The sequence below is a fragment of the Sphingomonas sp. AP28 genome (assembly GCF_056680455.1).
In genome coordinates, this window is the sequence record NZ_CM155283.1 from 1,249,901 (window position 1) to 1,274,374 (window position 24,474).

Annotated in this window: 23 protein-coding genes and 1 pseudogene; 4 read left to right on the forward strand and 20 right to left on the reverse strand. The window is 66.0% G+C overall.

Annotated features, from left to right (window positions below):
• Positions 1 to 22: 22 nt before the first annotated feature.
• The 5 genes from AC1MH0_RS05675 to AC1MH0_RS05695 all read right to left on the reverse strand — a co-directional run bounded on the left by AC1MH0_RS05675 (position 23) and on the right by AC1MH0_RS05695 (position 2,727).
• A complete protein-coding gene (locus tag AC1MH0_RS05675; RefSeq protein ID WP_480965069.1) occupies positions 23 to 748 on the reverse strand; it encodes a DUF4230 domain-containing protein in 726 nt (241 codons plus the stop codon).
• On the reverse strand, positions 730 to 1,587 hold the full coding sequence (locus AC1MH0_RS05680; protein WP_480965070.1) for an MBL fold metallo-hydrolase: 858 nt from the start codon (positions 1,585 to 1,587) through the stop codon (positions 730 to 732). The genes AC1MH0_RS05675 and AC1MH0_RS05680 overlap by 19 nt, the downstream gene beginning before the upstream one ends.
• A gap of 249 nt (positions 1,588 to 1,836) precedes the next feature.
• The gene (grxD, locus tag AC1MH0_RS05685; RefSeq protein WP_056057434.1) at positions 1,837 to 2,160 is read right to left on the reverse strand and encodes a Grx4 family monothiol glutaredoxin; all 324 of its coding nucleotides are present in this window, start codon (positions 2,158 to 2,160) and stop codon (positions 1,837 to 1,839) included.
• A gap of 11 nt (positions 2,161 to 2,171) precedes the next feature.
• Positions 2,172 to 2,402 carry a BolA/IbaG family iron-sulfur metabolism protein gene (locus AC1MH0_RS05690; protein ID WP_056489106.1) on the reverse strand — a complete coding sequence of 77 codons (231 nt, stop codon included), beginning with the start codon at positions 2,400 to 2,402 and terminating at the stop codon, positions 2,172 to 2,174.
• A 1-nt stretch (position 2,403) separates the two neighbouring features.
• The gene (locus AC1MH0_RS05695; protein ID WP_480965071.1) at positions 2,404 to 2,727 is read right to left on the reverse strand and encodes a DUF1476 domain-containing protein; all 324 of its coding nucleotides are present in this window, start codon (positions 2,725 to 2,727) and stop codon (positions 2,404 to 2,406) included.
• Between the two features lie 162 nt (positions 2,728 to 2,889).
• Here AC1MH0_RS05695 and AC1MH0_RS05700 point away from each other — a divergent pair, with 162 nt between their 5' ends.
• Positions 2,890 to 3,033: a hypothetical protein gene (locus tag AC1MH0_RS05700; protein WP_480965072.1), complete on the forward strand. Its 144-nt coding sequence runs from the start codon at positions 2,890 to 2,892 to the stop codon at positions 3,031 to 3,033.
• A 22-nt stretch (positions 3,034 to 3,055) separates the two neighbouring features.
• Here the strand turns inward: AC1MH0_RS05700 and AC1MH0_RS05705 are convergent, their stop codons facing one another.
• The 10 genes from AC1MH0_RS05705 to AC1MH0_RS05750 form a co-directional block, all read right to left on the reverse strand.
• Entirely contained in the window at positions 3,056 to 4,054 is a 999-nt protein-coding gene (locus tag AC1MH0_RS05705; protein WP_480965073.1) for an NADPH:quinone oxidoreductase family protein, read from the reverse strand.
• A complete protein-coding gene (gene leuD, locus AC1MH0_RS05710; protein WP_480965074.1) occupies positions 4,017 to 4,646 on the reverse strand; it encodes a 3-isopropylmalate dehydratase small subunit in 630 nt (209 codons plus the stop codon). Before leuD ends, AC1MH0_RS05705 begins: the two co-directional genes overlap by 38 nt.
• Before the next feature lie 97 nt (positions 4,647 to 4,743).
• Positions 4,744 to 6,180, reverse strand: coding sequence for a 3-isopropylmalate dehydratase large subunit (gene leuC, locus AC1MH0_RS05715; RefSeq protein ID WP_480965075.1), 1,437 nt, complete (start codon positions 6,178 to 6,180; stop codon positions 4,744 to 4,746).
• 170 nt (positions 6,181 to 6,350) lie between these two features.
• Positions 6,351 to 7,274, reverse strand: coding sequence for an alpha/beta hydrolase (locus AC1MH0_RS05720; protein WP_480965076.1), 924 nt, complete (start codon positions 7,272 to 7,274; stop codon positions 6,351 to 6,353).
• Entirely contained in the window at positions 7,241 to 7,924 is a 684-nt protein-coding gene (locus AC1MH0_RS05725; protein WP_480965077.1) for a glutathione S-transferase family protein, read from the reverse strand. The genes AC1MH0_RS05720 and AC1MH0_RS05725 overlap by 34 nt, the downstream gene beginning before the upstream one ends.
• The gene (locus AC1MH0_RS05730) at positions 7,924 to 8,559 is read right to left on the reverse strand and encodes a CoA transferase subunit B (RefSeq protein ID WP_480965078.1); all 636 of its coding nucleotides are present in this window, start codon (positions 8,557 to 8,559) and stop codon (positions 7,924 to 7,926) included. Before AC1MH0_RS05730 ends, AC1MH0_RS05725 begins: the two co-directional genes overlap by 1 nt.
• Entirely contained in the window at positions 8,559 to 8,867 is a 309-nt protein-coding gene (locus AC1MH0_RS05735) for a DUF5076 domain-containing protein (protein WP_056047204.1), read from the reverse strand. Before AC1MH0_RS05735 ends, AC1MH0_RS05730 begins: the two co-directional genes overlap by 1 nt.
• Positions 8,867 to 9,688 (reverse strand): 5'-nucleotidase, lipoprotein e(P4) family, encoded by an 822-nt coding sequence (locus AC1MH0_RS05740; RefSeq protein WP_480965079.1) that lies wholly within the window; start codon positions 9,686 to 9,688, stop codon positions 8,867 to 8,869. Before AC1MH0_RS05740 ends, AC1MH0_RS05735 begins: the two co-directional genes overlap by 1 nt.
• A gap of 134 nt (positions 9,689 to 9,822) precedes the next feature.
• Positions 9,823 to 10,533, reverse strand: a complete 711-nt coding sequence (locus tag AC1MH0_RS05745; RefSeq protein ID WP_133031584.1) for a CoA transferase subunit A — start codon at positions 10,531 to 10,533, stop codon at positions 9,823 to 9,825.
• Positions 10,534 to 10,770: 237 nt separating this feature from the next.
• A complete protein-coding gene (locus tag AC1MH0_RS05750) occupies positions 10,771 to 11,670 on the reverse strand; it encodes an SMP-30/gluconolactonase/LRE family protein (RefSeq protein ID WP_480965080.1) in 900 nt (299 codons plus the stop codon).
• A gap of 91 nt (positions 11,671 to 11,761) precedes the next feature.
• Between AC1MH0_RS05750 and AC1MH0_RS05755 the strand changes: the two genes are divergently transcribed.
• Positions 11,762 to 13,408, forward strand: coding sequence for a thiamine pyrophosphate-binding protein (locus AC1MH0_RS05755; RefSeq protein ID WP_480965081.1), 1,647 nt, complete (start codon positions 11,762 to 11,764; stop codon positions 13,406 to 13,408).
• Positions 13,409 to 13,693: 285 nt separating this feature from the next.
• Here the strand turns inward: AC1MH0_RS05755 and alaS are convergent, their stop codons facing one another.
• The gene (gene alaS, locus AC1MH0_RS05760; RefSeq protein ID WP_480965082.1) at positions 13,694 to 16,345 is read right to left on the reverse strand and encodes an alanine--tRNA ligase; all 2,652 of its coding nucleotides are present in this window, start codon (positions 16,343 to 16,345) and stop codon (positions 13,694 to 13,696) included.
• Between the two features lie 311 nt (positions 16,346 to 16,656).
• Positions 16,657 to 17,937, reverse strand: coding sequence for a M24 family metallopeptidase (locus AC1MH0_RS05765; protein ID WP_480965083.1), 1,281 nt, complete (start codon positions 17,935 to 17,937; stop codon positions 16,657 to 16,659).
• 71 nt (positions 17,938 to 18,008) lie between these two features.
• On the opposite strand from AC1MH0_RS05765, the gene AC1MH0_RS05770 reads away from it, so the two are divergent.
• Positions 18,009 to 19,346 carry a dicarboxylate/amino acid:cation symporter gene (locus AC1MH0_RS05770; protein WP_480965084.1) on the forward strand — a complete coding sequence of 446 codons (1,338 nt, stop codon included), beginning with the start codon at positions 18,009 to 18,011 and terminating at the stop codon, positions 19,344 to 19,346.
• Between the two features lie 227 nt (positions 19,347 to 19,573).
• Here AC1MH0_RS05770 and AC1MH0_RS05775 read toward each other — a convergent pair whose 3' ends face one another.
• Entirely contained in the window at positions 19,574 to 20,197 is a 624-nt protein-coding gene (locus AC1MH0_RS05775; protein ID WP_480965085.1) for a glutathione S-transferase family protein, read from the reverse strand.
• Between the two features lie 16 nt (positions 20,198 to 20,213).
• Positions 20,214 to 21,050: a class I SAM-dependent methyltransferase gene (locus AC1MH0_RS05780; RefSeq protein ID WP_480965086.1), complete on the reverse strand. Its 837-nt coding sequence runs from the start codon at positions 21,048 to 21,050 to the stop codon at positions 20,214 to 20,216.
• A gap of 407 nt (positions 21,051 to 21,457) precedes the next feature.
• Here AC1MH0_RS05780 and AC1MH0_RS05785 point away from each other — a divergent pair.
• Positions 21,458 to 22,644: pseudogene (locus AC1MH0_RS05785) on the forward strand (IS256 family transposase).
• Between the two features lie 385 nt (positions 22,645 to 23,029).
• On the opposite strand, the gene recA reads toward AC1MH0_RS05785, so the two are convergent.
• Entirely contained in the window at positions 23,030 to 24,103 is a 1,074-nt protein-coding gene (gene recA / locus AC1MH0_RS05790; protein ID WP_056047175.1) for a recombinase RecA, read from the reverse strand.
• Positions 24,104 to 24,474: the final 371 nt, after the last annotated feature.

Genomic DNA, 24,474 nt, shown 5'->3' on the forward strand with positions numbered 1-24,474 from the left:
TCCCGAGTTTAGCGCCCGTCTTCTAGCGACGATTCCCTAGCACGTCCTGCAGCGAGCGCGAGGTGTCCCAGCGTTCGGTATTCGCGGTCGGCTCGTCGGCGAAGCGCACTGCGACGGTCGCGTCGATTCCGGCAGCCCGCAGCGGCATCGCGAAACTGCGTTCGACCGCACGGCGCGTCGCGTCGCGCGCGAGCTTGATCATCGCGGGTTCGCGCGCCTGGCGGATCAGTTCGATCTGGCCGGCACGGCGGTTGGCGGCGTCGAGGCGCTTCTCGGCATCGGTGAACGTCGTCAGCACACCGCCCGAACCATATTCGCGCACCGCGTTGAGATCGACCTGCGGGCCATCGGCTTCGACGGCGGGAAGGCGCACGGACAGCGTCTTCGAATTGCCATCCCACGCGACGTCGGACTGGGTCAGCTTGGCCATGTCGACCTCGTAGCGGACCATGCCGGGCATGATCAGCGTCTTCTCGGTCGTGAATCCGAGCTGCGACTGTTTCGACGTGACGACCGCGACGTAACGCGCGGCGAATGCCGACAGGCGGTTCTGCTCGCGCAGGCCTTCGAGGCTCGCGCTGGCGATCGTCGTCGGATCGGGCGTGAGCCGGTCGCTGACGTAGCGCTGCACACCCCAGAGCACGAGCAGCCCCGCGAGGACGAGGATCAAGACGACGCCAACGGCTTTCGCCAAGAACGGGGCCACGCCGCTCTTGCGCACGGGTTCGGTCACGCTGTCGTTCGCCATGTCTCGCCTTCCTCGATAACCAGTCCGCGGGTTTGCAGGTCGTACAGATGCGCCAGCACCGATCGTGCCGCGGCTGGCACGAGTTGCGGGCGGAGACCGACATACATGCGCTCGACCATCGCCGGGATCGGCCGCGCGCCGTCGCGGAGCAGGCGGAGTATCTGCCCTTCGCGTTGCTTGCGGTGGCCGAGCATGCCGCGGACGAGGCGTTGCGGCTTGTCGATCGCCTCGCCGTGACCGGGGTAATAGACCCGGTCGTCACGCCCCATCAGCTTTTCGAGGCTGGCCATGTACGCCGTCATATTGCCGTCGGGCGGCGAGACGATCGTCGTCGACCAGCCCATGACGTGATCACCGGAGAACAGCGCCTTCGTCTCGGGTAGCGCGAAGGCAAGATGGTTCGAGGTGTGGCCAGGAGTCGCGATCGCCTCCAGCGTCCAGCCTGTGCCGGTGACGCTATCGCCCTCGGAAAGAACGCGATCAGGGGCGTAGGCGGCGTCGAACGACGCGTCTGCTCGCGCGCCCATGTCGGTGAGGTCGAACGGCGCCGCGCCGACGATCGGGGCGCCGGTTAGCGCCTGGAGCGGACGGGTCGCCGGGCTATGGTCGCGGTGGTGATGCGTGACGACGATCGCCTTGACCGGGCGGCCATCGATCGCGCGCACCAGCGCACCGATATGGGCGGGATCATCTGGACCGGGATCGATCACGGCAATATCGGTCGTGCCGACGATGTGCGTCTGCGTACCCGTATAGGTGTAGGGAGAGGCGTTGGGCGCGAGCACGCGAACGACGAGCGGCTCGAGCTGGATCGGGATACCGGTCGGATGCTCAGCCATAAATGCGAAATGGCGGCTCGACGCGGCGATGGCAAGACCTCGTTGCTCGCGGAGAGCTGTCGGAAACTCTTACAGGCCGACGTCGGGCCAAACCTGGATTAACTATCGAACGTCGCCAAAACTGCGAACGGCAGGTTCTGGCATGGGCCGTGCAACTAGTGTGCCGTCACCGAACGCGATCGCGTTCACAGGGTGGATCGACCGCTTTTCCTTCCGGTCTCGCGTCGATCCACCCACCCGGTGCCTCGATCAGTTGGCCTTCTGCGTCTCGAACAACTGCGCCAGCTCGCCGCTCTCATACATCTCCATCATGATGTCCGAGCCGCCGACGAATTCGCCATCGACGTAAAGCTGCGGGATCGTCGGCCAATCCGAATAGCTCTTGATACCCTGCCGGATGCCTTGGTCCTGCAACACGTCGACGCTCTCGAACTCGACCTCGAGATGGTTGAGGATCGCAATCGCGCGGCTGGAAAAGCCGCACTGCGGGAACAGCGGGCTGCCCTTCATGAACAGGACTACCGGGCTGGCTTTTACCAGGGCGTCGATGCGGGCGTTGGAATCGTCGGTCATGTCTTCGGTCCTCAGGAAATTGCGGTCGTAAGCTGTAGTGCATGCAGGACGCCGCCCATCCGACCGCCAAGTGCGGCATAGACGGCCTGATGCTGCTTCACCCGGCTCATCCCGGCAAAGCTGGCGGCAGTGACCTTGGCAGCATAATGATCGCCGTCCCCTGCGAGATCGGTGATCTCGACCTGGGCATCGGGGATCGCGTCCTTGATCATCGCTTCGATATCGTTGGCAGCCATCGGCATATCAATGCGACTCCAGCAATTGGCGACGCGCCTCGATCATCTGCTGCGCGAGCGCGCGTCGGACCGTAGCCTCGTCATGGTCGAGCCCCGCTGCGGTCAGGTCGCCGACCAGTTTCCGCACGACGTCGTCGTCGCCGCCGCCTTCCATGTCGGCATGCACGAGCGCGGTCGCATACGCATCCGTCTCCTCGGGGGTCAGCTGCATTTCATGCGCCGCCCATACCCCGAGCAAGCGATTACGACGCGCCGTTATCCGGAAGGCCATCTCTTCCTCGCGCGCGAAATTCACCTCGCTGGCGCGTTCGCGGTCGTCGAAGTTGGTCATTGCGCGGGTCCCCGTTCAGCCTTGTCGTCGGCCCCGAGATAGGTCGCGCATCACGCTCGCGCAACAATCGACAGAAACGTACAAAAACTACTGGAACTATGGTCCGGTTGTAACGATATATAAGTCGATCACGTGACACAGTGCACGGATTAGGAGAGTGATATGTCGACGCTATCCCAACTGCCACCTGTTCCCCTGACCAAGGCGCGCGCCACGCCGCCGGTCGTTCACGGGCTTGCCTATGGCATTTTCGCGTCGATGGCGATGTGGGGCGCGATCGCCGCCGTCGCTTACAAACTAATCTGACCCCCGGTAGAGGCGGCTGCGCTCAGCCAACCTCTACGACGAGTTTCCCGATAGCACCGCGAGCCGCCATCTTCGCGATAGCCTTGCCGCCGTCCTCGAACGCAAATGTCTCGGTTACACGCGGCGCGATCCTTCCCGCTTCCCAAAGATCGAACAGCGTTTCGATATGTGCCTGGTTCGCTTTCGGATCACGCGCCGCGAATGCTCCCCAGAACACGCCGCACACGTCGCAGCTTTTCAGCAGCGTCAGGTTGAGCGGCAATTTCGGGATGCCGGCGGGAAAACCGACGACGAGATACCTGCCCTCCCACGCGATCGATCGCAGCGCGGGCTCGGCATAGTCGCCGCCGACCGGATCGTAGATCACGTGTGCGCCGTCGCGACCGACTGCGGCCTTGAACTGCTCGGCGAGCGCCTTCGACTGGTCCTTGTCGAACGGGGCGCGGGCGTAGATCAGCGTTTCGTCGGCGCCCGCGGACTTGGCGGCGGCGGCCTTCTCCTCTGAAGAGACCGCAGCGACGACCTTGGCGCCGAACGCCTTGCCGAGTTCGATCGCGGCGAGCCCTACCCCGCCCGCCGCGCCGAGCACGAGCAGCGTCTGCCCCGCCTTGATGTGACCGCGGTCGAGCAGTGCGTGGATCGTCGTGCCGTAGGTGAGGATCAGCGAGGCGCCCTCGGCAAAGCTACGCCCTTCGGGAAGGCGGTACAGTTTGGCGGGGTCGGCGATCACCTGCTCGCACAGGCCGCCGTGGCCGAGCATCGCGATGACGCGGTCGCCGATTTCCCAGCCGGTGACGCCTTCGCCGATCGAATCGATCGTTCCGGCGATCTCGCCGCCCGGTGCGAACGGGCGCTGCGGCTTGAACTGGTATTTGTCTTCGATGATCAGGACGTCGGGAAAGTTGATCGCGCAGGCCTTGACCGCGACCACCACCTGTCCGGGGCCGGCTACCAGATCGGGCAGCTCGACCATTTCCAGAGTTTCAGGTCCGCCGACTGCCTTCGACACCAATGCTCGCATACCCGCTCTCCACCGTCGTCCAGGGGCGATTCGATGCGACCGCCTCCTCGAATTTCGAAATCTGGGTATCCCTTGCCAGCGTCAGGCCGACTTCGTCCAGCCCTTCCATGAGGCACTGGCGACGGAATGCGTCGAGTTCGAAGGTGAAGCGGTCCTGGAACGGGGTAGTGACGGTCATCGTCTCGAGATCGACGGTGACGGTCTGGTCCTTTGCGACTTCCATCAAGCGGTCGATCGCCTCCTGGGGAAGCACGACGGGCACGATGCCGTTCTTGAACGCGTTGCCCGAGAAGATGTCCGAGAAGCTCGGCGCGATCACCGCGGTGATGCCCATGTCGGCGAGCGCCCACGCGGCATGCTCGCGACTGGAGCCGCAGCCGAAATTATCGCCGGCAATGAGGATCGGCGAGCCGGCATAGCGCGGGTCGTCGAAGATGTTGCCGGGCTGCGCGCGGACCGTTTCGAACGCGCCGCGGCCGAGGCCGGTGCGCGTGATCGTCTTCAGCCAGTGCGCCGGGATGATGACGTCGGTGTCGATGTTCTTCGCGCCCCAGGGATAGGCGCGGCCCGAGACGGTCGTGACGGGAGTCATCGCTGTTCCGTGCGCTCCGGAACCACACGCGCCGATGCGACATAGGCCGCGACGCCGCTGATCATTGCGCCAGCCGCCAGCAATACGAAAACCTTCTTCACGCCTTTTCCCCCATCAACTCTCTGACGTCGCTCAGCTTACCGGTCACCGCCGCCGCCGCCGCCATCGCGGGTGATACCAGATGCGTGCGCGCTCCGGGACCCTGTCTGCCGACGAAATTACGGTTCGACGTGGAAGCGCAACGCTCCCCCGCAGGGACTTTGTCCGGATTCATCGCGAGGCACATCGAACAGCCCGGTTCGCGCCATTCGAAACCCGCGGCGATGAAGATTCGGTCGAGCCCTTCAGCTTCGGCCTGGCGCTTGACGAGGCCCGAGCCGGGGACGACGAGCGCGCGCACACCGGTCGCGACATGGCGACCGGCGGCGATCGCCGCGGCGGCGCGGAGGTCCTCGATGCGGCTGTTGGTGCAGCTGCCGATGAAGACGTGCTGGATCGGCACGTCGCGCATCGCGGTGCCTGCGGTGAGGCCCATGTAATCGAGCGACTTCTGCGCGGCGGCCTGCTTGGCGGGATCGGCGAAGCTCGACGGTTCGGGGACGACTCCGGTGATCGGCACGACGTCCTCGGGGCTGGTGCCCCAGGTGAGGCCGGGGGCGATATCCGCGGCATCGAGCGTGACGGATTTGTCGTATTTGGCGCCGGGATCGGTTGCGAGGCTGCGCCACCACGCGACGGCGCGATCCCAGTTCTCACCGGTCGGAGCCATCGGGCGGCCCTTGAGATAGGCGAAGGTAGTGTCGTCGGGCGCGATCAGGCCGGCGCGCGCGCCCGCCTCGATCGACATGTTGGCGATCGTCAGGCGACCTTCGATCGACATGTTGCGGATCACGCTGCCGGTGAATTCGATGACGTGGCCGGTGCCGCCCGCCGCGCCGATCTTGCCGATGATCGCTAGGATGACGTCCTTGGGGGAGACGCCGAAGCCGAGTTCGCCGTCGACGCGGACTTCCATCGTCTTGGCCTGCGACAACAACAATGTCTGCGTGGCGAGGACATGTTCGACCTCGCTGGTGCCGATCCCGAATGCCAATGCGCCCAGGGCACCGTGCGCGGAGGTGTGGCTGTCGCCGCAGACCAAAGTCGTGCCGGGGAGCGTGAAGCCCTGCTCGGGGCCGACGACGTGGACGATGCCCTGCTCGGCGGCGGTCGCGTCGATATAGTCGATGCCGAACTCGGTCGTATTGCCGCGGAGCGCGTCGAGTTGCTGCGCGCTTTCCGGGTCGGCGATCGGCAGGACGCGGCCGGCGGCGTCTTTGCGCGCTGTGGTCGGGAGGTTATGATCGGGGACGGCTAGCGTCAGGTCGGGGCGGCGGACCTTGCGGCCTGCCACGCGGAGACCTTCGAAGGCCTGTGGGCTGGTGACTTCGTGGACGAGGTGGCGGTCGATATAGATCAGGCAGGTGCCGTCGTCGCGGCGTTCGACGACGTGCGCGGCCCAGATCTTTTCGTACAGCGTTTGTGGGGTAGCCATGATGGAGCGCGCGTTAACCGAAAAGGGGTGCGAGGCCAAGGTTGTAAGTAATTTTCGGTCGTAAGAATGCTTCGGCGTGCCGCGTATCAGGACGAAGACCGTGATCCTGACGAAAGTCAGGATCACGGGTTACGTAGGGCGGTGCTTGGTATCCTGGGTCCTGACTTTCGTCAGGATGACGGGAGGGGAGGCATCGCCTTGTTCAGGAACGTGACGCTGTCGACGAGCACCGGCGCCTTGCCGCGGAACGGTTTCGAGAGTGCCATCGCAACGTTCTCGTGGCTCAAACCGGGGTAGTCGATATGCGTCACCGGCACTCCGAGTGCCTTCAGCCGCGCGGTGAGGTTGATCGCGTTGTGCGGCTTTACCTGCGTGTCGTCGCCGGCGGTGATCAGCAGCATCGGCGGGGCGTCCGGGCGCGCGAAGTGGATCGGCTGGGTCATCACCGGGTCGGCGGCGCCTTGCATCGCGTCGATCGCGCGCTTGGCGGTGAAGGGGTAGAAATCATACGGGCCGCACAGGCCGACCGCGGCCTTGATGATGTGCGGGTCGACGCCTTCAGCCTTCAGCCAGCGCTGGTCGAGCGTCAGCATCGCGACGGTGTAGGCGCCCGCGGAATGGCCGGCGACGGCGATCCGGTTCGGGTCCCCGCCAGCCTCCGCGATGTGGTCGCGGGTCCATTTCACCGCTTCGGCGCCGTCCTGGAGGAAGGCAGGGAAGCGCACGTCGGGCACTTTGCGGTAGTCGGGCATGACGACGACGTAGCCTGCCTTCGCATAGGCGCGCGCCGCGAACGCGTAGGCGCCGCGCGAGCCGTGGACCCAGCCGCCGCCGTACCAGAAGATCAGCACCGGCAGGCCGGTCTTGGCGCCACCGGATGGGCGCCAGACGTCGAGCTTTTGCCCCTGCGTGCCGAACGGGACACCCTCGCGGATGCGCGCCGTCCCGCGCCCGCCGCCCATGATGCCGTCGAGCACGCTGAGCGTGCCGGGGCCTGCGGTGAACGCCGTGCCTGCGATCAGGATCACGATCAGCGCTATGACGATCGCAGCGCGGCGCATCAGCGGCGGAAGTCCGCGGTGATCGATCCGCATGTCGCGAGGTCGGCCTCGTGGCTTTCCTCGCGCCATGTCTCGGCGAGCGCGGTCGCTTCCCATTCGCGCATCGCCGGGTGGGCGATGATCCGCTCGACCCAGGCGAGACCTGCCGGGCCGACATCGATCCCGTAGGTCCGCACGCGAAACGCGACCGGGGCGTAGAACGCATCGACGGCGGTGAACTCGGCGCCGCCGAGCCAGGGGCCACCGAACCGATCGAGTCCCTCGCTCCAGAGTTCGGCAATCCGCGCGACATCGCGGTCTAGCGCAGCGCTGCCGGGGGCGGCGTCGACGCGAACGCCAACGTTCATCGTCCGCTCGTTGCGGAGCGCGGAGAACCCGCCATGCATCTCCGCCGTAGCGCAAATCGCCCACGCGCGTGCCTCGGCGTCGACCGGCCAGACGCCGTCGTCACGCTCGGCGAGGTAGAGGATGATGCCGAGCGAATCCCACACCGTTCGCTCGCCGTCGATCAGCACCGGTACTTGGCCCGTCGGCGAGAAGGCGCGGAACGCCTCGTAATTCACCGGCGCCAGGAACGGCTCGATCCGGTCCTCGAAGTCGATGCCGAGCGCCTTCATCAGGACCCAGGGGCGCAGCGACCAGCTTGAGTAATTGCGGTTCGCGGTGACGAGGGTGTAGCCCATCAGGCGGTGTAGCGCGCAGTGGTCTTCGCGGCGATCTCGTCCGCGGTGACGCCCGGCGCCATCTCGACCAGCTTGAACGGGCTGTCGTGATCCGCGCGCTGGAACACCGCCAGATCGGTGACGATCATGTCGACGACGTTCTTGCCGGTCAGCGGCAGCGTGCAGGACGGGATGAACTTGGGGCTGCCGTCCTTGGCGGTGTGGTCCATCACGACAATGATCTGCTTGACGCCCGCGACGAGGTCCATCGCGCCGCCCATGCCCTTGATCATCTTGCCCGGGATCATCCAGTTGGCGATGTCGCCGCCTTCGCTGACCTCCATCGCGCCCAGCACCGTCAGGTCGATATGGCCGCCGCGGATCATCGCGAAGCTGTCCGCCGAGCTGAAATACACCGACGAGGGGAGCTCGCTGATCGTCTGCTTGCCGGCGTTGATCAGGTCGGCGTCCTCTTCGCCCGCGTACGGGAACGGGCCGATCCCGAGCATACCGTTCTCGGACTGAAGCGTGACGGTCATACCCTCGGGGATGTTGTTCGCGACGAGCGTCGGGATGCCGATGCCGAGATTGACGTAATAGCCGTCCTTCAGTTCCTTGGCGGCGCGCGCGGCCATCTGGTTACGGTCCCAGGGCATCAGTGCATTCCTTCCTGGATGGTGGTGATGGTCGTGAATTGTTCGCGGAGCTCGGTGCCGACGCCGTCGACGATCGCCTGCAACGCGGCGTCCTCGTCGAGGCCCCAGGTGCCCGCATAGGCGCGCGCGGCGTGGCGGATCGTGTCGGCGAGGAGGTAGCCGAACACGGTTGGATCCTCGAGGATGCCCGCGTCGATCAGCACGTTGCTGCCGGCGCCGTTGGTGATCCAGATCCGCGCGACCTCGACCGATTCGCTGGTGAGTTGCGCGCCCTTGTCGAGCGCGATTGCGTTGGGATGATCGGCCATCAGCGTACGCCTCCTGTCGGGGCCCAGCGGACTGCTGGTGGGAATACCTCGTCGCGGTTGCCCTTGAGCGCAGTGCCGTAGACCGGGTTGGGGAGGACGAACCACCCTGCCCCCCATTTCGCGGCGATCGCGGGCGACTGGACCGTGGCGCGGCGGGCGGCGGGGGTTTGGCCGGCGTTGAACAGGTCGCTGAAGTCGCCGAGCTGGTCGCCACCCATCGCGACGACGCAGTACCGCGCCGCGATCGCCGCGCGGCGGCCGTCCTTCTTCGAGCCCATCGCGTCGTCGCCGGCGAGGAACAGCGTTTCGCCGTGGCGCGCGGGGCCTAGGCCGGCGGCTTCGATCGTGGCCTCAGTTTGCGCGGCGTTGGCGGCGGAACGGTTGGTGTTGAAGATCACCGTGACGCCCATTGCGCGGAGTTGGCCGAGTGCGGCGAGGGCGCCGGGGACGGGCGCGACCTGCTTGACGCCGGTGCGCTCCCAGTCCTGCCAGCGGGGATCGGACCAGGGCTGGCCGGAGGATGCATCGTATTCGAAGCCGAGGTTGAGGAGGACGGTTTCGTCGACGTCGAAGACCGCGGCTTTGGGCTTGGTGCCGCAGGTGGTCCAGGCGGGGGCGGCTAGCGAGGCGCCTTGGGCGAGGACGACGGAGGTTGGTGTGCGTTGCGAGCCGACGTAGCCGACGAGCGCGTTCCAGGCCTGGATGCTGACCGCGGCGGCTTCGCCCGAGGCGTAGAGATACTGCATGCCGGCGGGGACGCCGTCGACGGTGACGGGGGCGGAGACAGTCGGTGTGGCTGCGATCGAGGTCGGCGCGGACACGCTGACGCAGCCTTGGAGCACCAGTGCCCCTGCGAACGCAGGGGTCCAGGATACCACCCGCAGCGCTCGTGACCCTGGGCTCCTGCGTTCGCAGGAGAACGGGGAGCGCTCGCGATCAACCATCAGGCCTCGTGTCATGCCGTCGCGCGCTCGCGGACGGTGCGGAACTCGATCTGCTTGTCGTACGGCGCACCGACGATCATCCGCTTCACGTAGATACCCGGCAGGTGGATCGTGTCGGGATCGAGGCTGCCGACGGGGACGATCTCCTCGACCTCGGCGACGCAGATCTTCCCCGCAGTCGCCATAGGCTGGTTGAAGTTGCGCGCGGTCTTGCGAAAGATGAGGTTGCCACTCTCGTCCGCCTTCCAGCCCTTGATGATCGCCAGATCGGCGCGGATGCCGCGTTCGAGGATGTATTCCTGACCGTCGAAGACCTTCGTCTCCTTGCCCTCGGCGACCTGCGTGCCGACGCCGGTCTTGGTGTAGAAGCCGGGAATCCCCGCCCCCCCTGCCCGGCACCGTTCGGCGAGCGTGCCCTGCGGGCAGAACTCGACCTCGAGTTCGCCGCTGAGATATTGCCGCTCGAATTCCTTGTTCTCGCCGACATAGGACGAGATCATCTTCTTCACCTGCCGCGAGCGGAGCAGTTTGCCGAGGCCCTGCCCGTCGATGCCGGCATTGTTGCTGGCGATCGTGAGGTCCTTCACGCCCGACGCCTCGATCGCGTCGATCAGCCGCTCGGGGATGCCGCACAGCCCGAACCCGCCCGCGCAGATCGTCATGCCGTCGAACAGCACGCCTTCGAGTGCCGTTGCCGCATCGGTGTAGCGCTTGTTCGCCATGCATCCTCCTACCGTCTTTCGCCTCGCATACGGCGCCGCCTCGCACTCGGCAACGTCCCACGAGCGACACGCCGCATCTCTCCGTCATCCTCGCGAAGGCGGGGATCCATATCCTCAAAGGCTAACGATCATAAGGCGAAGCCAGCCAGTATGGGTTCCCGCCTCCTCGGGAATGACGGATTGGGTTGGGGTTGGAATGACGGTTGAGGCGGAAGTACCGGGCCTCCTCCGACGCCTTCAATACACCAGCTTCAACCCCGGCCGCTTCCACCGGGTCTTCACAAGCCTGCCGCTGCCCGAGCAGGTGATGTAGGCATCCATCATGTCCGCGCCGCCCCAGCAGATGTTCGTCGTGAACACGTCGTCGGTCGCGACGAACTCGACCAGCTCCCCGTCGGCCGAGATCACGCTGATCCCGCATTCGCCGATCGTCGCGACGCAGATGTTGCCGCATGCCTCGACGCCGAGCGAATCGAAGAACTTGTAGCCGGCAGGGCGATAGAGCGACGTGCCCGAGGCGTTGGCGACCTTGCCGGGCGCGACGATGTCGAACGCCATCAGGCGGCAGGTGAACGTCTCCGCCGCGTAGAGCCGCGTGCCGTCGGGCGAGAGGCCGATGCCGTTGGGGTTTTCGCTCGGGAAGATGACTTCTTCGATCTGGGTCCCGTCGGCTTTCGCGTAGAAGATGCCGGTGATGTCGCGTTCCCGGTCACGCGATTTGCCGTGGTCGGTGAACCAGAAGCCGCCGTGCGAATCGAAGACGATGTCGTTGGGACCTCGCAGCGAGCAGCCGAAGTCGCCGTCCTTGTAGAGGGTCTCGACCGCCCCGGTGGCGATGTCGATCCGCTCGATACGACCGCCGGAATAGTCGTCCGGCTGGCCGTGCGGAGTGAGGAAGCCGTTCGCCTCGCGCCAAGCGAAGCCGCCATTGTTGCAGCAATAGAGCTTCCCGTCCGGGCCGATCGCGAGGCCGTTGGGGCCGCCGCCGGGTTCGGCGACCGTCGACGTGGTGCCGTCGGGCGCGATGCGCGTGATCCGGCCGGCCTCGATCTCGACGAGAATGACGCTGCCGTCGGGCATCGCCACCGGGCCTTCGGGAAAGCGCAGGCCGTCGGCGACGGTGGTGAAGTCGGTCATGATCCTCTCCAGGCGAGTCGGGTTGGTCCCAGCTTCGACGCCAGCGTAACCGCGTCTCGACTTCGCGCGCAACGGACGGCAGGATGCGCCGATGATCACACCACGCACCGGCGGCCGTATCCTGGTCGATCAACTCGTCGCACAGGGCTGCGACCGGATCTTCACCGTGCCGGGGGAGAGCTTCCTCGCCGTGCTCGACGCGCTGCACGATACCCCGGCGATCGATCTGATCGTGTGTCGGCAGGAGGGCGGCGTCGGGTTCATGGCGTGTGCGGACGGGACGCTGACGCATCGGCCGGGGGTGGCGTTCGTGACCCGCGGGCCGGGCGCGACCAACGCCTCGATCGGGGTGCACGTCGCGTTGCAGGATTCGCAGCCGATGATCCTGTTCGTCGGCGATATCGACCGCGGCACGCGTGATCGTGAGGCGTTCCAGGAGATCGATTTCCAGGCGATGTTCGCGCCCATCGCGAAATGGGCGGCGCGGATCGACGATGCGCGGCGGATCCCGGAATATGTCGCGCGCGCCTATGCGACGGCGATGTCGGGGCGGCCGGGGCCGGTGGTGCTCGCGCTGCCCGAGGACATGCTGCTGGACGTGGTCGACGCGGTCGATCGGCCGCGGGTCGAACGGGTCGCGCAGGCTTGCGATACCGATACGTTGGACTTGCTCGCCGACCTTTTGACAACGGCGGAGCGGCCGTTAGCGATCGTCGGCGGCGCAGGCTGGGATGTAGCGGCGTCAGGGGCGTTCTCGACTTGGGCAGATCGTAACGGGATCCCGGTGGTGGCGGCGTTTCGGCGGCAGGATGCGATCCCGAACGACTGCCCGGTTTGGGCGGGGAACCTTGGATATGGGCCCAACCCGAAGTTGGTCGAGAGGGTGAAGGCGGCCGACTTACTGCTCGTAGTCGGGCCGCGGCTCGGGGAGGCAACGACTGACGGCTATGCGCTGATCACGCCCGATCATCCGGGGCAGCGGCTGATCCACATCCATCCCGATCCTGACGAGTTGCACCGGGCGTATCGCGCGGATGTCGCGGTATGTGCGGGGATGGAAGAGTTTGCCGAGGCTTTGCTGGCGGTCGATCTGCCGCCGCGAACTGCCGGGCAGGAGGCGCATGCGGAGTGGCTCGCGTGGTCGACGCCGGCGCCGCGGGATCTGGTGATGGACCTCGGGCCGTGCGTGACGGCGATGCGCGAGCGGTTACCGGCGGATGCGATCATCTGCAACGGAGCGGGAAATTACTCGGGATGGTGGCATCGATATTGGGCGTATGCCGGGCCGGGGACGCAGCTTGCGCCCACCGCAGGGGCGATGGGGTATGGGGTACCGGCGGCGGTGGCCGCGTCGTTGCGGCATCCCGAGCGGACGGTCGTTGCGCTCGCTGGCGACGGGTGCTTCCTGATGAACGGGCAGGAACTGGCGACCGCGGTCGCGCACGGCGCGGACATGCTGGTGCTGGTCGTGGATAACAGCGGCTACGGGACGATCCGCATGCACCAAGAGCGGGAGTATCCGGGGCGGGTTTCTGGGACCGGGTTGCGGAACCCAGACTTTGCTGCGCTCGGGCGGGCTTATGGGTGTTGGGCGGAGACTGTTTCCCGGACGGAGGATTTCGCCGGGGCGTTGGACCGGGCGATGGCGAGCGGCGGGGTGCGGATGCTGCACCTGGTGACGGATATCGAGGCTATCACTGCGGGGACTACGCTGGCGAAGGTGCGTGGGGCGGCGTGAGCCTCGGCTCGATTGAGCCCCGCAAGAAGAAGTACCACCCCGGCGAAGGCCGGGGCCCAGTTGGGGGACGGCAGTAACGACGCACCGTCCTCCGTTACTCCGGACGTGCCAACTGGGCCCCGGCCTTCGCCGGGGTGGAGCTAGTTGTCGCGTGTTACTTCATCGACGCAGCCTGTTCCCCCGCGAAAGCGGGGTCCAGGAGTCAAGCTCGCCGACTGTATTTAGCTGGGCCCCCGCGTCCGCGGGGGAGCACTGCTTGGGGTTATCGTGCGACGTTCCGCGAGTTTAGGCGCCTGCCGCTTCAAGCTTCGCCCGCACCGCCGCCACTGCTTCGCCCGCCTTGTCGCCATCCGGCCCACCGCCCTGCGCCATGTCGGGACGGCCGCCGCCGCCCTGCCCGCCTAGCGTGGCCACCGCGATCTTGAGCAGGTCTACGGCGTTGTGGCTGGCCACCAGATCCGCCGTCACGCCGACCGCGACCGAGGCGCGGCCGTCGTTGATCGCGACCATCACCGCGATGCCGGAGCCGAGGCGCTGCTTGGCTTCGTCGACCGCGCCGCGCAGGCCCTTGGCTTCGAAGTCGTTGAGCACCTGGCCGATGAACGCGACGCCGCCGACCTGCTCCGGCCCGGCCGCTTCGCCGGAACCACCACCGCCCAGCGCAAGCGCCTTCTTCGCGTCGGCGAGTTCGCGTTCGAGGCGGCGGCGGTCTTCGAGCAGTGATGCGACGCGCGCCGGGACCTCGTCGGGGGTCGACTTCAGCACCGCCGCCGCCTCGCGCAGGCGGTCGTCACGGCTGGTCAGGTACGCGCGCGCCGCTTCGCCCGTGAGCGCTTCGACACGGCGGATGCCGCTCGAGACCGCACCTTCGCCGACGACCTTGAACAAGCCGATGTCGCCGAGCGCGGTGACGTGCGTGCCGCCGCACAGTTCGATCGAGTAGGTGCCCTCGTCGGTCGATCCCATCGACACGACGCGGACCTCGTCGCCGTATTTCTCGCCGAACAGCGCCATCGCGCCCATCGCGATCGCGTCGTCGGGGGTCATCAGCAGCGTCGTCACCGCGCCGTTGCCGCGGACCTGCGCGTTCACGTCGGCCTCGACCTGCGCGATGTCGGCGGGAGTCATCGCGACCGGCTGCGAGAAGTCGAAGCGCACGCGGTCGGGCGCGACAAGGCTGCCCTTCTGCGCGACGTGCGTGCCGAGGCGTTCGCGGAGGGCTTCGTGCAGCAGGTGGGTCGCGGAGTGGTTGGCGCGGATCTGCGCGCGGCGGGCGACGTCGATCTGGAGCTTGACCGGGTCACCGACCTTGATCTCGCCGGCGTCAACGATCGCGTGATGGACGAACACGCGGCCGAGCTGCTTCGAGGTCTCGGTGACGTTCGCGCGCAGGCCGCTGTCGTTGGAGATGTGGCCCGCGTCACCGACCTGGCCGCCGCTCTCGCCGTAGAACGGCGTCTGGTTGACGACGATCGCGACCGTATCGCCGGTGGTGGCGTGGTCGACGCGCGCGCCGTCCTTGACCAGTGCTACGACCTCGCCCTCGCCGGTGTCCGACGCATAGCCGAGGAATTCGGTGCCGCCGGTCTGCTCGACGATGTCGAACCAGACGTCGTCCGAAGCCTTCGCGCCCGAGCCCTTCCAGGCGGCGCGAGCGGCGCGCTTCTGCTCGGCCATCGCAGTGTCGAAGCCGGCGCGATCGACCGCGATATTGCGTTCGCGCAGTGCGTCCTCGGTGAGATCGTACGGGAAGCCGTAGGTGTCGTAGAGCTTGAACGCGACGTCCCCGGCGAGCGTGCCGCCGGTCATCCCGGTGGTCGCCTCGTCGAGCAGCTTTAGCCCCTTGTCGAGCGTCTGGCGGAAGCGCGTTTCCTCCTGCTGCAACGTCGCCTCGATCAGCGGACGGGCGCGCGCCAGTTCGGGATAGGCGGCGCCCATCTCGGTGACGAGCGCGGGGACCAGACGGTGCATCAGCGGCTGCTTGGCGCCGAGGATATGCGCGTGGCGCATCGCGCGGCGCATGATCCGGCGCAGGACGTAGCCGCGGCCCTCGCTCGCGGGCAGCACGCCGTCGGCGATCAGGAAGCCGGCGGTGCGCAGATGATCGGCGATCACGCGGTGGCTGGCGGTGTTGGCGCCATCGGTAGCGGTGTGCGTCAGCGCGCCCGACGCTGCGATCAGCGCCTTGAACGTGTCGGTGTCGTAATTGTCGGTGACGCCCTGCATGACCGCGGCGATGCGCTCGAGCCCCATGCCGGTGTCGATCGAGGGTTTGGGCAGGTTGCCGACGATCTCGGCATTCTCCTGCTCATATTGCATGAACACGAGGTTCCAGATCTCGACGAAGCGATCGCCGTCCTCGTCGGGGGAGCCTGGAGGGCCGCCGAAGATGTGGTCGCCGTGGTCGTAGAAGATTTCAGAGCACGGCCCGCACGGTCCGTTGTCGCCCATCGACCAGAAATTGTCCTTGGTAGGGATGCGGATGATACGGTGATCGGGGAGGCCTGCGACCTTCTTCCAGAGATCGAACGCCTCGTCGTCGGTGTGGTAGACGGTGGCGGTCAGCTTGTCGGGCGACAGGCCCCATTCGCGCGTGAGCAACGTCCAGGCGTGAACGATCGCCTGCTCCTTGAAATAATCGCCGAACGAGAAGTTGCCGAGCATTTCGAAGAAGGTGTGGTGGCGCGCGGTGTAGCCGACATTGTCGAGATCATTGTGCTTGCCGCCGGCGCGGACGCATTTCTGGCTCGAGGTCGCGGTGGTGTAGGGGCGCGATTCGAGGCCGGTGAAGACGTTCTTGAACGGCACCATCCCGGCGTTGACGAACATCAGCGTCGGGTCGTTCTGCGGCACGAGCGGCGCGGAGGGCACGATCTGGTGCCCCTGCGAACCGAAATAGTCGAGGAAGCCGCGGCGGATGTCGTTCGTCGATGTCATGCGCGGGGACTTAGGCGAGCGGGGCGGTTCGCTCAAGTGGAGGTGTGGGGGTGTGGTCGAGACATATCCCGTTGAACCGAGGCAGCATGTTTCCCCGCGAAGGCGGGGACCCAGACTGGGCTCCCGCCTTCGCGGGAGAACAACGGAGTGCTGCAATTCGGCAAGAGCAACACCACCACCCCGGCGGAGGCCGGGGCCCAGTTGGGGAACGTGGCTAACGAAGAACTGCGCTCGATTGCCACCTTTCCAACTGGGCCCCGGCCTCCGCCGGGGTCGTGGAATGCGAGTTGGCTTAGGTGTCCCTGAACCAGCTATCCTAGAGGCGCATCCAGCGACTTAGGCGGCTCGCTGAACCATTTCGGGCCCGCATCGGTCATGTGAAAGCAATCCTCGATCCGCACGCCGTACCTCCCGGGAATGTAGATGCCCGGCTCGCCGGAAAAGCACATCCCCGCTGACAGCTTCGTCGTCTCGCCGCGGACGAGGTTGACGGGTTCGTGGCCGTCCATGCCGATGCCGTGGCCGGTACGATGTGACAGGCCGGGGAGCTTGTACCCCGGCCCGTAGCCGAGCGTTTCGTAATGCCGGCGGACCGCGTCGTCGATGCTGCCAGCGGGCGCACCGATCTTCGCGGCGGCGAACGCGATCTGTTGCCCCCGGGCGACCTGGTCCCATGTCTTGCGCTGGTCGGCGCTCGCGGTACCGTGGACCCAGGTGCGCGAGATGTCGGACTGATAGCCCTGCACGGTGCAGCCGCAGTCCATCAGCACGACCTGGCCGTCGGCGACGCGGTGGATCTCGCGGCTGCCGTGCGGATAGGCCGACGCCTCGCCGATCAGCGCGAGCGCGAATTCGGGGGCGCCGCCCAGTTTCTTCGTGGCGGCGTTCATCAGTGCTCCGATTTCCGGGCCGGTCATGCCTTTCTCGACACGCGGCTTTGTCCAGCGATACGCGGCGAGCGTGACCTCGGTCGCGGCCTGCATCAGCGCGATCTCGGCGGGGGTCTTGATCATCCGGCAGGCGCGGACGACCGGGTCGGCGGACACGATCTTGGCGTCGGGCAGCACGCGAGCGAGCCCGGCATAGGCGAAGTACCGCACCTCCGCCTCCAGCCCGATCGGCCGCGCGGCGAGCTTGCGGTCGCGCAGGAAGCCGGCGACCACGGCCAGCGGGTTCTCGTCCTCCTGCCAGACGCGCACCTCGGCGGTGACGGCAAGCGTCTCGCGCACCGACGGTTCCTCGAAGAACGGCGTGACGATGCACGGTTCGCCTTCGACCGGGAGGATCGCCAGCGTCAGCCGCTCGCTCGTGTGCCAGCGGACACCGGTGAAGTAGATCATCGACGAACCCGGCTCGATCAGGACCGCGCCGATGCCCGCCGCCTTCATCAGCGATTGCGCGCGGACCAGCCTCGCGGCGCGTTCGGTGGCGTCGATCGGCCTGGTCGCGCCGGTGATGTCGGACAGTGCCGACAGGTCCGGCTCGGCGGCGCGGAGGATCGCGGTGGTCGACAGCAACGGGGCCGCGATTGCGAGGCTCAGCAGGTCGCGGCGCGAGGGGCTGAAGGCGGGCTTGGGGCGTACGGTCGACATCGCCGGACGATAGGGTCCTTGACCCGGGCGCCGCAATCCCCTTCCCTGTCGGCAATTCTCGGGAGCGATTAATGGCCAAGCGGCTAACCTACTACATCTTGTTCGGCCTCGTCGCGGGGATGGTCGTCGGCTGGATCCTGAACGCGTCGATCGACAACGGCACGGCCGAGTCCGCCGAACGGCTGAAGGACATCGCGGGCTATTTCTCGATCGTGACGACGCTGTTCCTGCGGCTGATCAAGATGATCATCGCACCTTTGGTGTTCTCGACGCTGGTCGTGGGCATCGCGCACATGGGCGATACCGGTGCGCTCGGGCGGGTCGGGTTGCGCAGTCTCGGCTGGTTCATCTGCGCGAGCCTGTTGTCGCTCACCCTGGGCCTGATCCTGGTCAACGTGCTGCAGCCGGGCGTCGGCCTCGCGCTCGCGATCCCGCCGGCGACCGCGTCGAGCGGCGTCGATCGCGCGGCGTTCGATCTCGCCAAGTTCATCACGCATATCGTCCCCGATTCGATGATCGCGGCGATGGCGGGCAACGAGATCCTCCAGATCGTCGTGTTCTCGGTATTCGTGGGCGTCGCGATCACCGCGATCGGCGAGAAGGCCGCGCCGCTCGTGAAGGCGATCGAAGCGCTGGTCGCGGTGATGCTCCAGATCACGAACTACGTAATGCGATTCGCGCCGTTCGCGGTGTTTGCGGCAGTGACCGCGACGCTTGCCGAGCGGGGGCCGGCAATCCTCGGTCAGCTCGGCTATTTCATGTTGAGCTTCTATATCGGGCTCGCGCTGCTGTGGGCGATGCTGATCGGGATCGCGTTCCTGCTGATCGGGCCGCGGACGCGGTTGCTGGTGCGGTATATTCGCGATCCGCTGATCCTCGCGTTCTCGGCGGCATCGTCCGAGGCGGCATATCCGCGGACGCTGGAGGCGCTCGACCGGTTCGGCGTGCCGCCGCGGATCGCGAGCTTCGTGCTGCCGCTGGGCTATTCGTTCAATCTCGACGGGTCGATGATGTACATGACGTTCGCGTCGCTGTTCATCGCGCAGGCGTATGGCATCGACATGCCGATCGGGCAGCAGATCGCGATGCTGCTGGTGCTGATGGTGACGTCGAAGGGGATCGCGGGGGTCCCTCGCGCGTCTTTGGTGGTGATCGCGGGGACGCTGTCGATGTTCAAGATTCCGGAGGCGGGGATCCTGCTGATTCTGGCGGTGGATCATTTCCTCGACATGGGGCGCTCGGCGACCAACGTGATCGGGAATGCCGTGGCGGCGACCGTGGTGGCGAAGTGGGAAGGCGGGCTCGATGAGCGCGAGCCTGCGGATCGGGACTTTCCGCATGCGCCGACGGGGCATGGGCCGAAGGTGGACGTGGATAGCTACGAGAAGATCGGGCCGGGGCAGGCTTGAGGCGATTGGCGATGTCGAGCCGATGACGTCTCGAAGATGCCCTTATACGCTGGCGGTCCACTGAAGAAGTACCTCCCCGGCGAAGGCCGGAGTCCAGTTGGGGGACGCTAATGATGACCGCCGCGCCTCGTTACTCCAACCTTTCCAACTGGGCCCCGGCCTTCGCCGCGGTGGTGTTTGGGGAAAGGTTGCGTTTTTGGGCCCGAGCCGGTTCCCGACTTGCGGCCTCAAGCGTAGGCGTACGGCCCACCCTTCTTGAGCCCCGCCTGATACGCGGGTCGTGCGTGAACCTTTGCCAGCCACCCGATCGTCGCCGGACGGGACCCGTTGAGGCCGCCGCGGCTGCGGGCGGCTTCGAGGGGGAAGCTCATCATGATGTCGGCGGCGGTCATCTCGGCGCCGGCGAACCAGGGGCGCTTCGACAGTTCGGATTCGACATAGTCGAGGTGGACGTCGATCATCGGCTGGATCTTTTTGGTCGCCGCGTTGCCCAGGATCGGGATGCGCGCGAGGACGAGCTTCAGGAGCAGTGGCGGCATCATCGAGCCTTCCGCATAGTGTAGCCAGAAACGGTAGCGCAGCGCGTCGGCGCGGTTGGCGGGGGCGCCGAGCCTGCCGTCCGCCTTGTCGACGAGATATTCGACGATCGCACCCGTCTCGGCGACCACCTGACCGTCATCCTCGATGACCGGCGACTTGCCGAGCGGGTGGACCTTCTTCAGTTCGGGCGGCGCGAGCATCGTTGCCTTGTTCCGCTCGTAGCGCTTGATCTCGTAGGGGAGGCCGAGTTCCTCGAGCATCCACAGGATCCGTTGCGATCGCGAATTTTCGAGGTGGTGGACGATGATCATGCTGAACCCCTGTTTTTTATTCGGACGATTTGCGCGCGGTCCAGATCCAGGCGGCGGCGGGGAATTCCACCGTGTCGCCGCTTCGGTACCGGTCGCAGACCTGGGTGAGACGCGCGATGTGGCGCTGGCGTTCCTCGGGGGCGGCGTCGCGGATGGCCGAGGCGGCTGGCCCGATGCGGCGGAAATAGTCGACCGCGTCGGCTACGGGGTCGGCGCCCTCCCCTGCCCGGTAGGCGAAGTCGATACGTTCGGGTGCCGCGACGTGCCAGCCGGATTTCTCGAAGATGCTCGCGACGTAGGTCGGGTCCGCGAAGGCGAAGGGGCCGGGTGCGGTGCTCGCCGGAGCGTCTGCATTGCCGCCGGTCGCGGTGATGATTTCGGTGGCCCAGCGGTTGGCGGCGCGGTCGGCGAAACAGGAGAAGACGAGCGTTGCATAGAGGGCGGCGGCTTCGGCCAAAGTGGTGAAGGCGGCGACGGGGTCTGCGAAGAACATGACGCCGTGGCGGGAGACGTAGAGGTCGATTGGGGCGTGGTTCGACGCGACGGCGGTGATGTCCGCGCACTCAAAGCTGGCGTTGGTTTGGGTTTTGGCGCGGTGTTTGGCGATCTCGATCAGGTTTGGTGAGATATCTATGCCGGTTATCTGCGCGGTTGGGAGGGCTTGCGCGGTGGCGAGTGAGGTCGCGCCGGCGCCGCAGCCTATGTCGATGATCTTGTGGGTTTGGGGGGTGGCGGCGAACAGGATCGCGGCGTTCAAATGCGGGGTCAGGTTGGTGAAGCTGCGGTCGGTTCGACGCCATTCCTCGGCCCAGACGTCGCCTATTCTACCGGTCCAGTCATAAGCGGTGGTCATGCGCTGATCCGTTTCATGCTCGGGCGGGGGGACTATCCGACGGTCTATAGGGTCTTACATAATCGATACATTGGCTCCGAAGTGCACAAAGTGCAGACGCTGGCGCGGTATTTGTGACGCGGTGTTTTTGGTCCCATGTAGGCACGCATACCGACATCAGCAGCTTTGTTTTCCCGCGAAGGCGGGGGTCCAGGCTGAGCTCCCGCCTTCGCGGTAGAACAAGGTGCTGGCGCTCGGTGCGCAACACCGATGGGTCGTGTCCCAGATGGCGGTGTAGCTCAGCGGTAGTGAAGCTGACCGGCCGCGCGCTATCATCCAGCGCCGTAGCGGCCGGTCAGGTTCACGGGTGGCCATCGAAGATATTCGGACAGGATTGGGTTGCGAGACTCAACCAACGGAGACCTTCGATGACCGACGATATAATGAACCTGCAGGCGCTTGTGGGAAAGAGCGCGGATGCGGAATTTCTACGCGAGATGATTGGCTTTGCCGCGCAGCGGCTGATGGATCTGGAGGTCGGCGGTCTGACCGGCGCCGAATATGGCGAGAAGAGCTGCGACCGCCTAGCGCAACGTAAGGGTTACCGCGATCGGGACTGGGAAACGCGGGCTGGCACCGGTGCGCTGCGGACCCCCAAGCTGAGAACCGGCAGCGACTTTCCAGCCTTCCTGGAGCCTCGTCGCCTTTCGGAGAAGGCGCTGACCGCGGTTGTCCAGGAGGCGTACATCCAAGGCATCTCGACCCGGTCGGTCGACGACTTGGTGAAAGCGATGGGAATGTCGGCATCTCGAAAAGCCAGGTGAGCCGGCTGTGCGAGGAGATCGACGTCCGCGTGAAGGCGTTCCTCGAGCGGCCTGTCGAAGGCGACTGGCGCTATGTCTGGGTCGTCGCCACCTATCTGAAGGTCCGCCAAGCCGGTCGGATCGTCTCGGTCGCGGTCACCATCGCGGTCGGCGTGAACGGCGACGGCAGGCGCGAGGTGCTCGGTATGGTGATCGGCGCGTCGGAAGCCGAAACGTTTTGGACGGACTTCCTGCGCAGCCTTGCGCGACGGGGCTTACGCGGCGTGAAACTCGTCATTTCGGATGCGCATGAGGGTATCAAAGCAGCCGTATCGCGGGTGTTCAGCGCCACGTGGCAACGGTGCCGCGTCCACTTCGCACGCAACGCCACGGCCCATGCCGGTAAGAGCGGGCGCCGCGTCGTCTCCGCCTTCATCGCTACAGCATACGCGCAGGAGACGCCCGAGGCCGCCAAGGGTCAGTGGCGTAAGGTCGCCGACCAGCTCAGGCCCAACGTGCCCAAGCTCGCCAAGCTCATGGATACGGCGGAGGAAGACGTGCTCGCATACACGTGGTTCCCGCCACAGCATCGCACCAAGCTACATTCGACCAATCCGCTCGAACGCCTCAACGGCCAGATCAAGCGGCGTACCAACCTTCCCAACGAGGATGCCATCACACGCCTCGTTGGCGCCTTGCTGCTCGAGCAGAACGACGAGTGGGCAGTCCAGCGGGGACGCTGCATGACGCTGGAAAGCGTGACGCAATTGAGCGATGATCCCACCGTCACGTTATCGTCCATGTCGGCGTGATCGACCCAGCCCTGCCCGGAGGTCATAGCGGCTACGCCGCTGAAGCTACACCACACGTGGGACACGACCACACCGGTTCGGCGGCCGGTAGGCAAATGGAACGTAAAATAACGGAGCGCAGTGCTTCGTTATTGCCGTCCCCCAATTGGGCCCCGGCCTTCGCCGGGGTGGTTTTGAGACGCGTCTCACCTGACGCAATTTTGTGGGGCCTTGCGCCGTTGATCGGGCAGTTGCGCCATTGTCGAGGTACACCGACTTACAATGCTAAGCACCGCGCATCGTGTGAAATCACCAAGCGTCTTTACAACCCACCGCGTGCCCTCACCCTCCCATTGCGAAGGCAATGGGTCCCTCCCTCCCCCCGTAGGGGAGAGGGTAAAGAGCGTTACGCGTCGTCGCCTTCTTCGGGGCCGGCCATCATTTCCTCGGCGACCTTGTCGGTGCGCGCGCGGATCTGCTTTTCGAGGCGGTCGGCGGTTTCGGGGTTGTCCTTGAGGAAGGTCTTCGAGTTCTCGCGGCCCTGGCCGAGGCGAACGCTATCGTAGCTGAACCATGCGCCGGACTTCTCGACCAATCCCGCCTTCACGCCGAGATCGAGGATCTCGCCGAGCTTGGAGACGCCCTGCCCGTACATGATGTCGAACTCGACCTGCTTGAACGGCGGGGCGACCTTGTTCTTGACGACTTTGACGCGGGTCTGGTTGCCGGTGACCTCTTCGCCGGCCTTGATCGCGCCGATGCGGCGGATGTCGAGGCGGACCGAGGCGTAGAATTTCAGCGCGTTGCCACCGGTCGTCGTCTCGGGGTTGCCGTACATGACGCCGATCTTCATGCGGAGCTGGTTGATGAAGATCACCATGCAGCGCGAGCGACTGATCGAGCCGGTCAGCTTGCGCAACGACTGCGACATCAGGCGGGCCTGGAGGCCGACATGGCTGTCGCCCATCTCGCCTTCGATTTCGGCACGCGGCACGAGCGCCGCGACCGAGTCGACGACGAGTACGTCGATCGCGTTCGAGCGGACCAGCGTGTCGACGATCTCGAGCGCCTGCTCGCCGGTGTCGGGCTGCGAGACGATCAGTTCGTCGATGTTGACGCCGAGCTTCTTGGCGTAGACCGGGTCGAGCGCGTGCTCGGCATCGACGAACGCGGCGGTGCCGCCGCCCTTTTGCGCTTCGGCGATCACGTGGAGCGCGAGCGTGGTCTTGCCCGAGCTTTCCGGACCGTAGATCTCGATCACGCGGCCGCGCGGCAGGCCGCCGACGCCGAGCGCGATGTCGAGCCCGAGCGAGCCGGTCGAGATGACCTCGACCTGCATGGTTTCCTTGGAGCCCAGGCGCATTGCCGAGCCCTTGCCGAAGGCGCGGTCGATCTGCGCGAGCGCGGCGTCGAGCGCCTTCTGCCGGTCGTTGGTTGCGGTTGCCATGCCGGTGTCGATCACTTTCAGATTAGCGGCCATCGAATATGCTCCCATCGCTAAAGCAAGCGCGCGTGCCATTCAACGTGTCAAACACCATGTATTCTCTTTGTTCTTGTGGAACAAGTGGGGAACGCGAGGTTTGTTGCGGGAAATTTGCGGCGATGGGGTCGTGCGGAGCCCGTCGGGTGCCGGGACGGCGTCACTCTGGCATTTACCGGGTCCGCATGCTCGAAGCTTCAGGCCCACGGGATCGTGAGTTCTTTGAGTGCAGGCGTTGGAAGACGTTCCGTGCGGACACGATTCGGGCAAGTGCGCCTCCCCGGCGTAGGCCGGGGTTCAGGTGGAGAGGTTGGCGTAACGGTGTGCGTCTGCCGTCAGGAGCGTTTCCCAACTGGGCCCCGGCCTTCGCC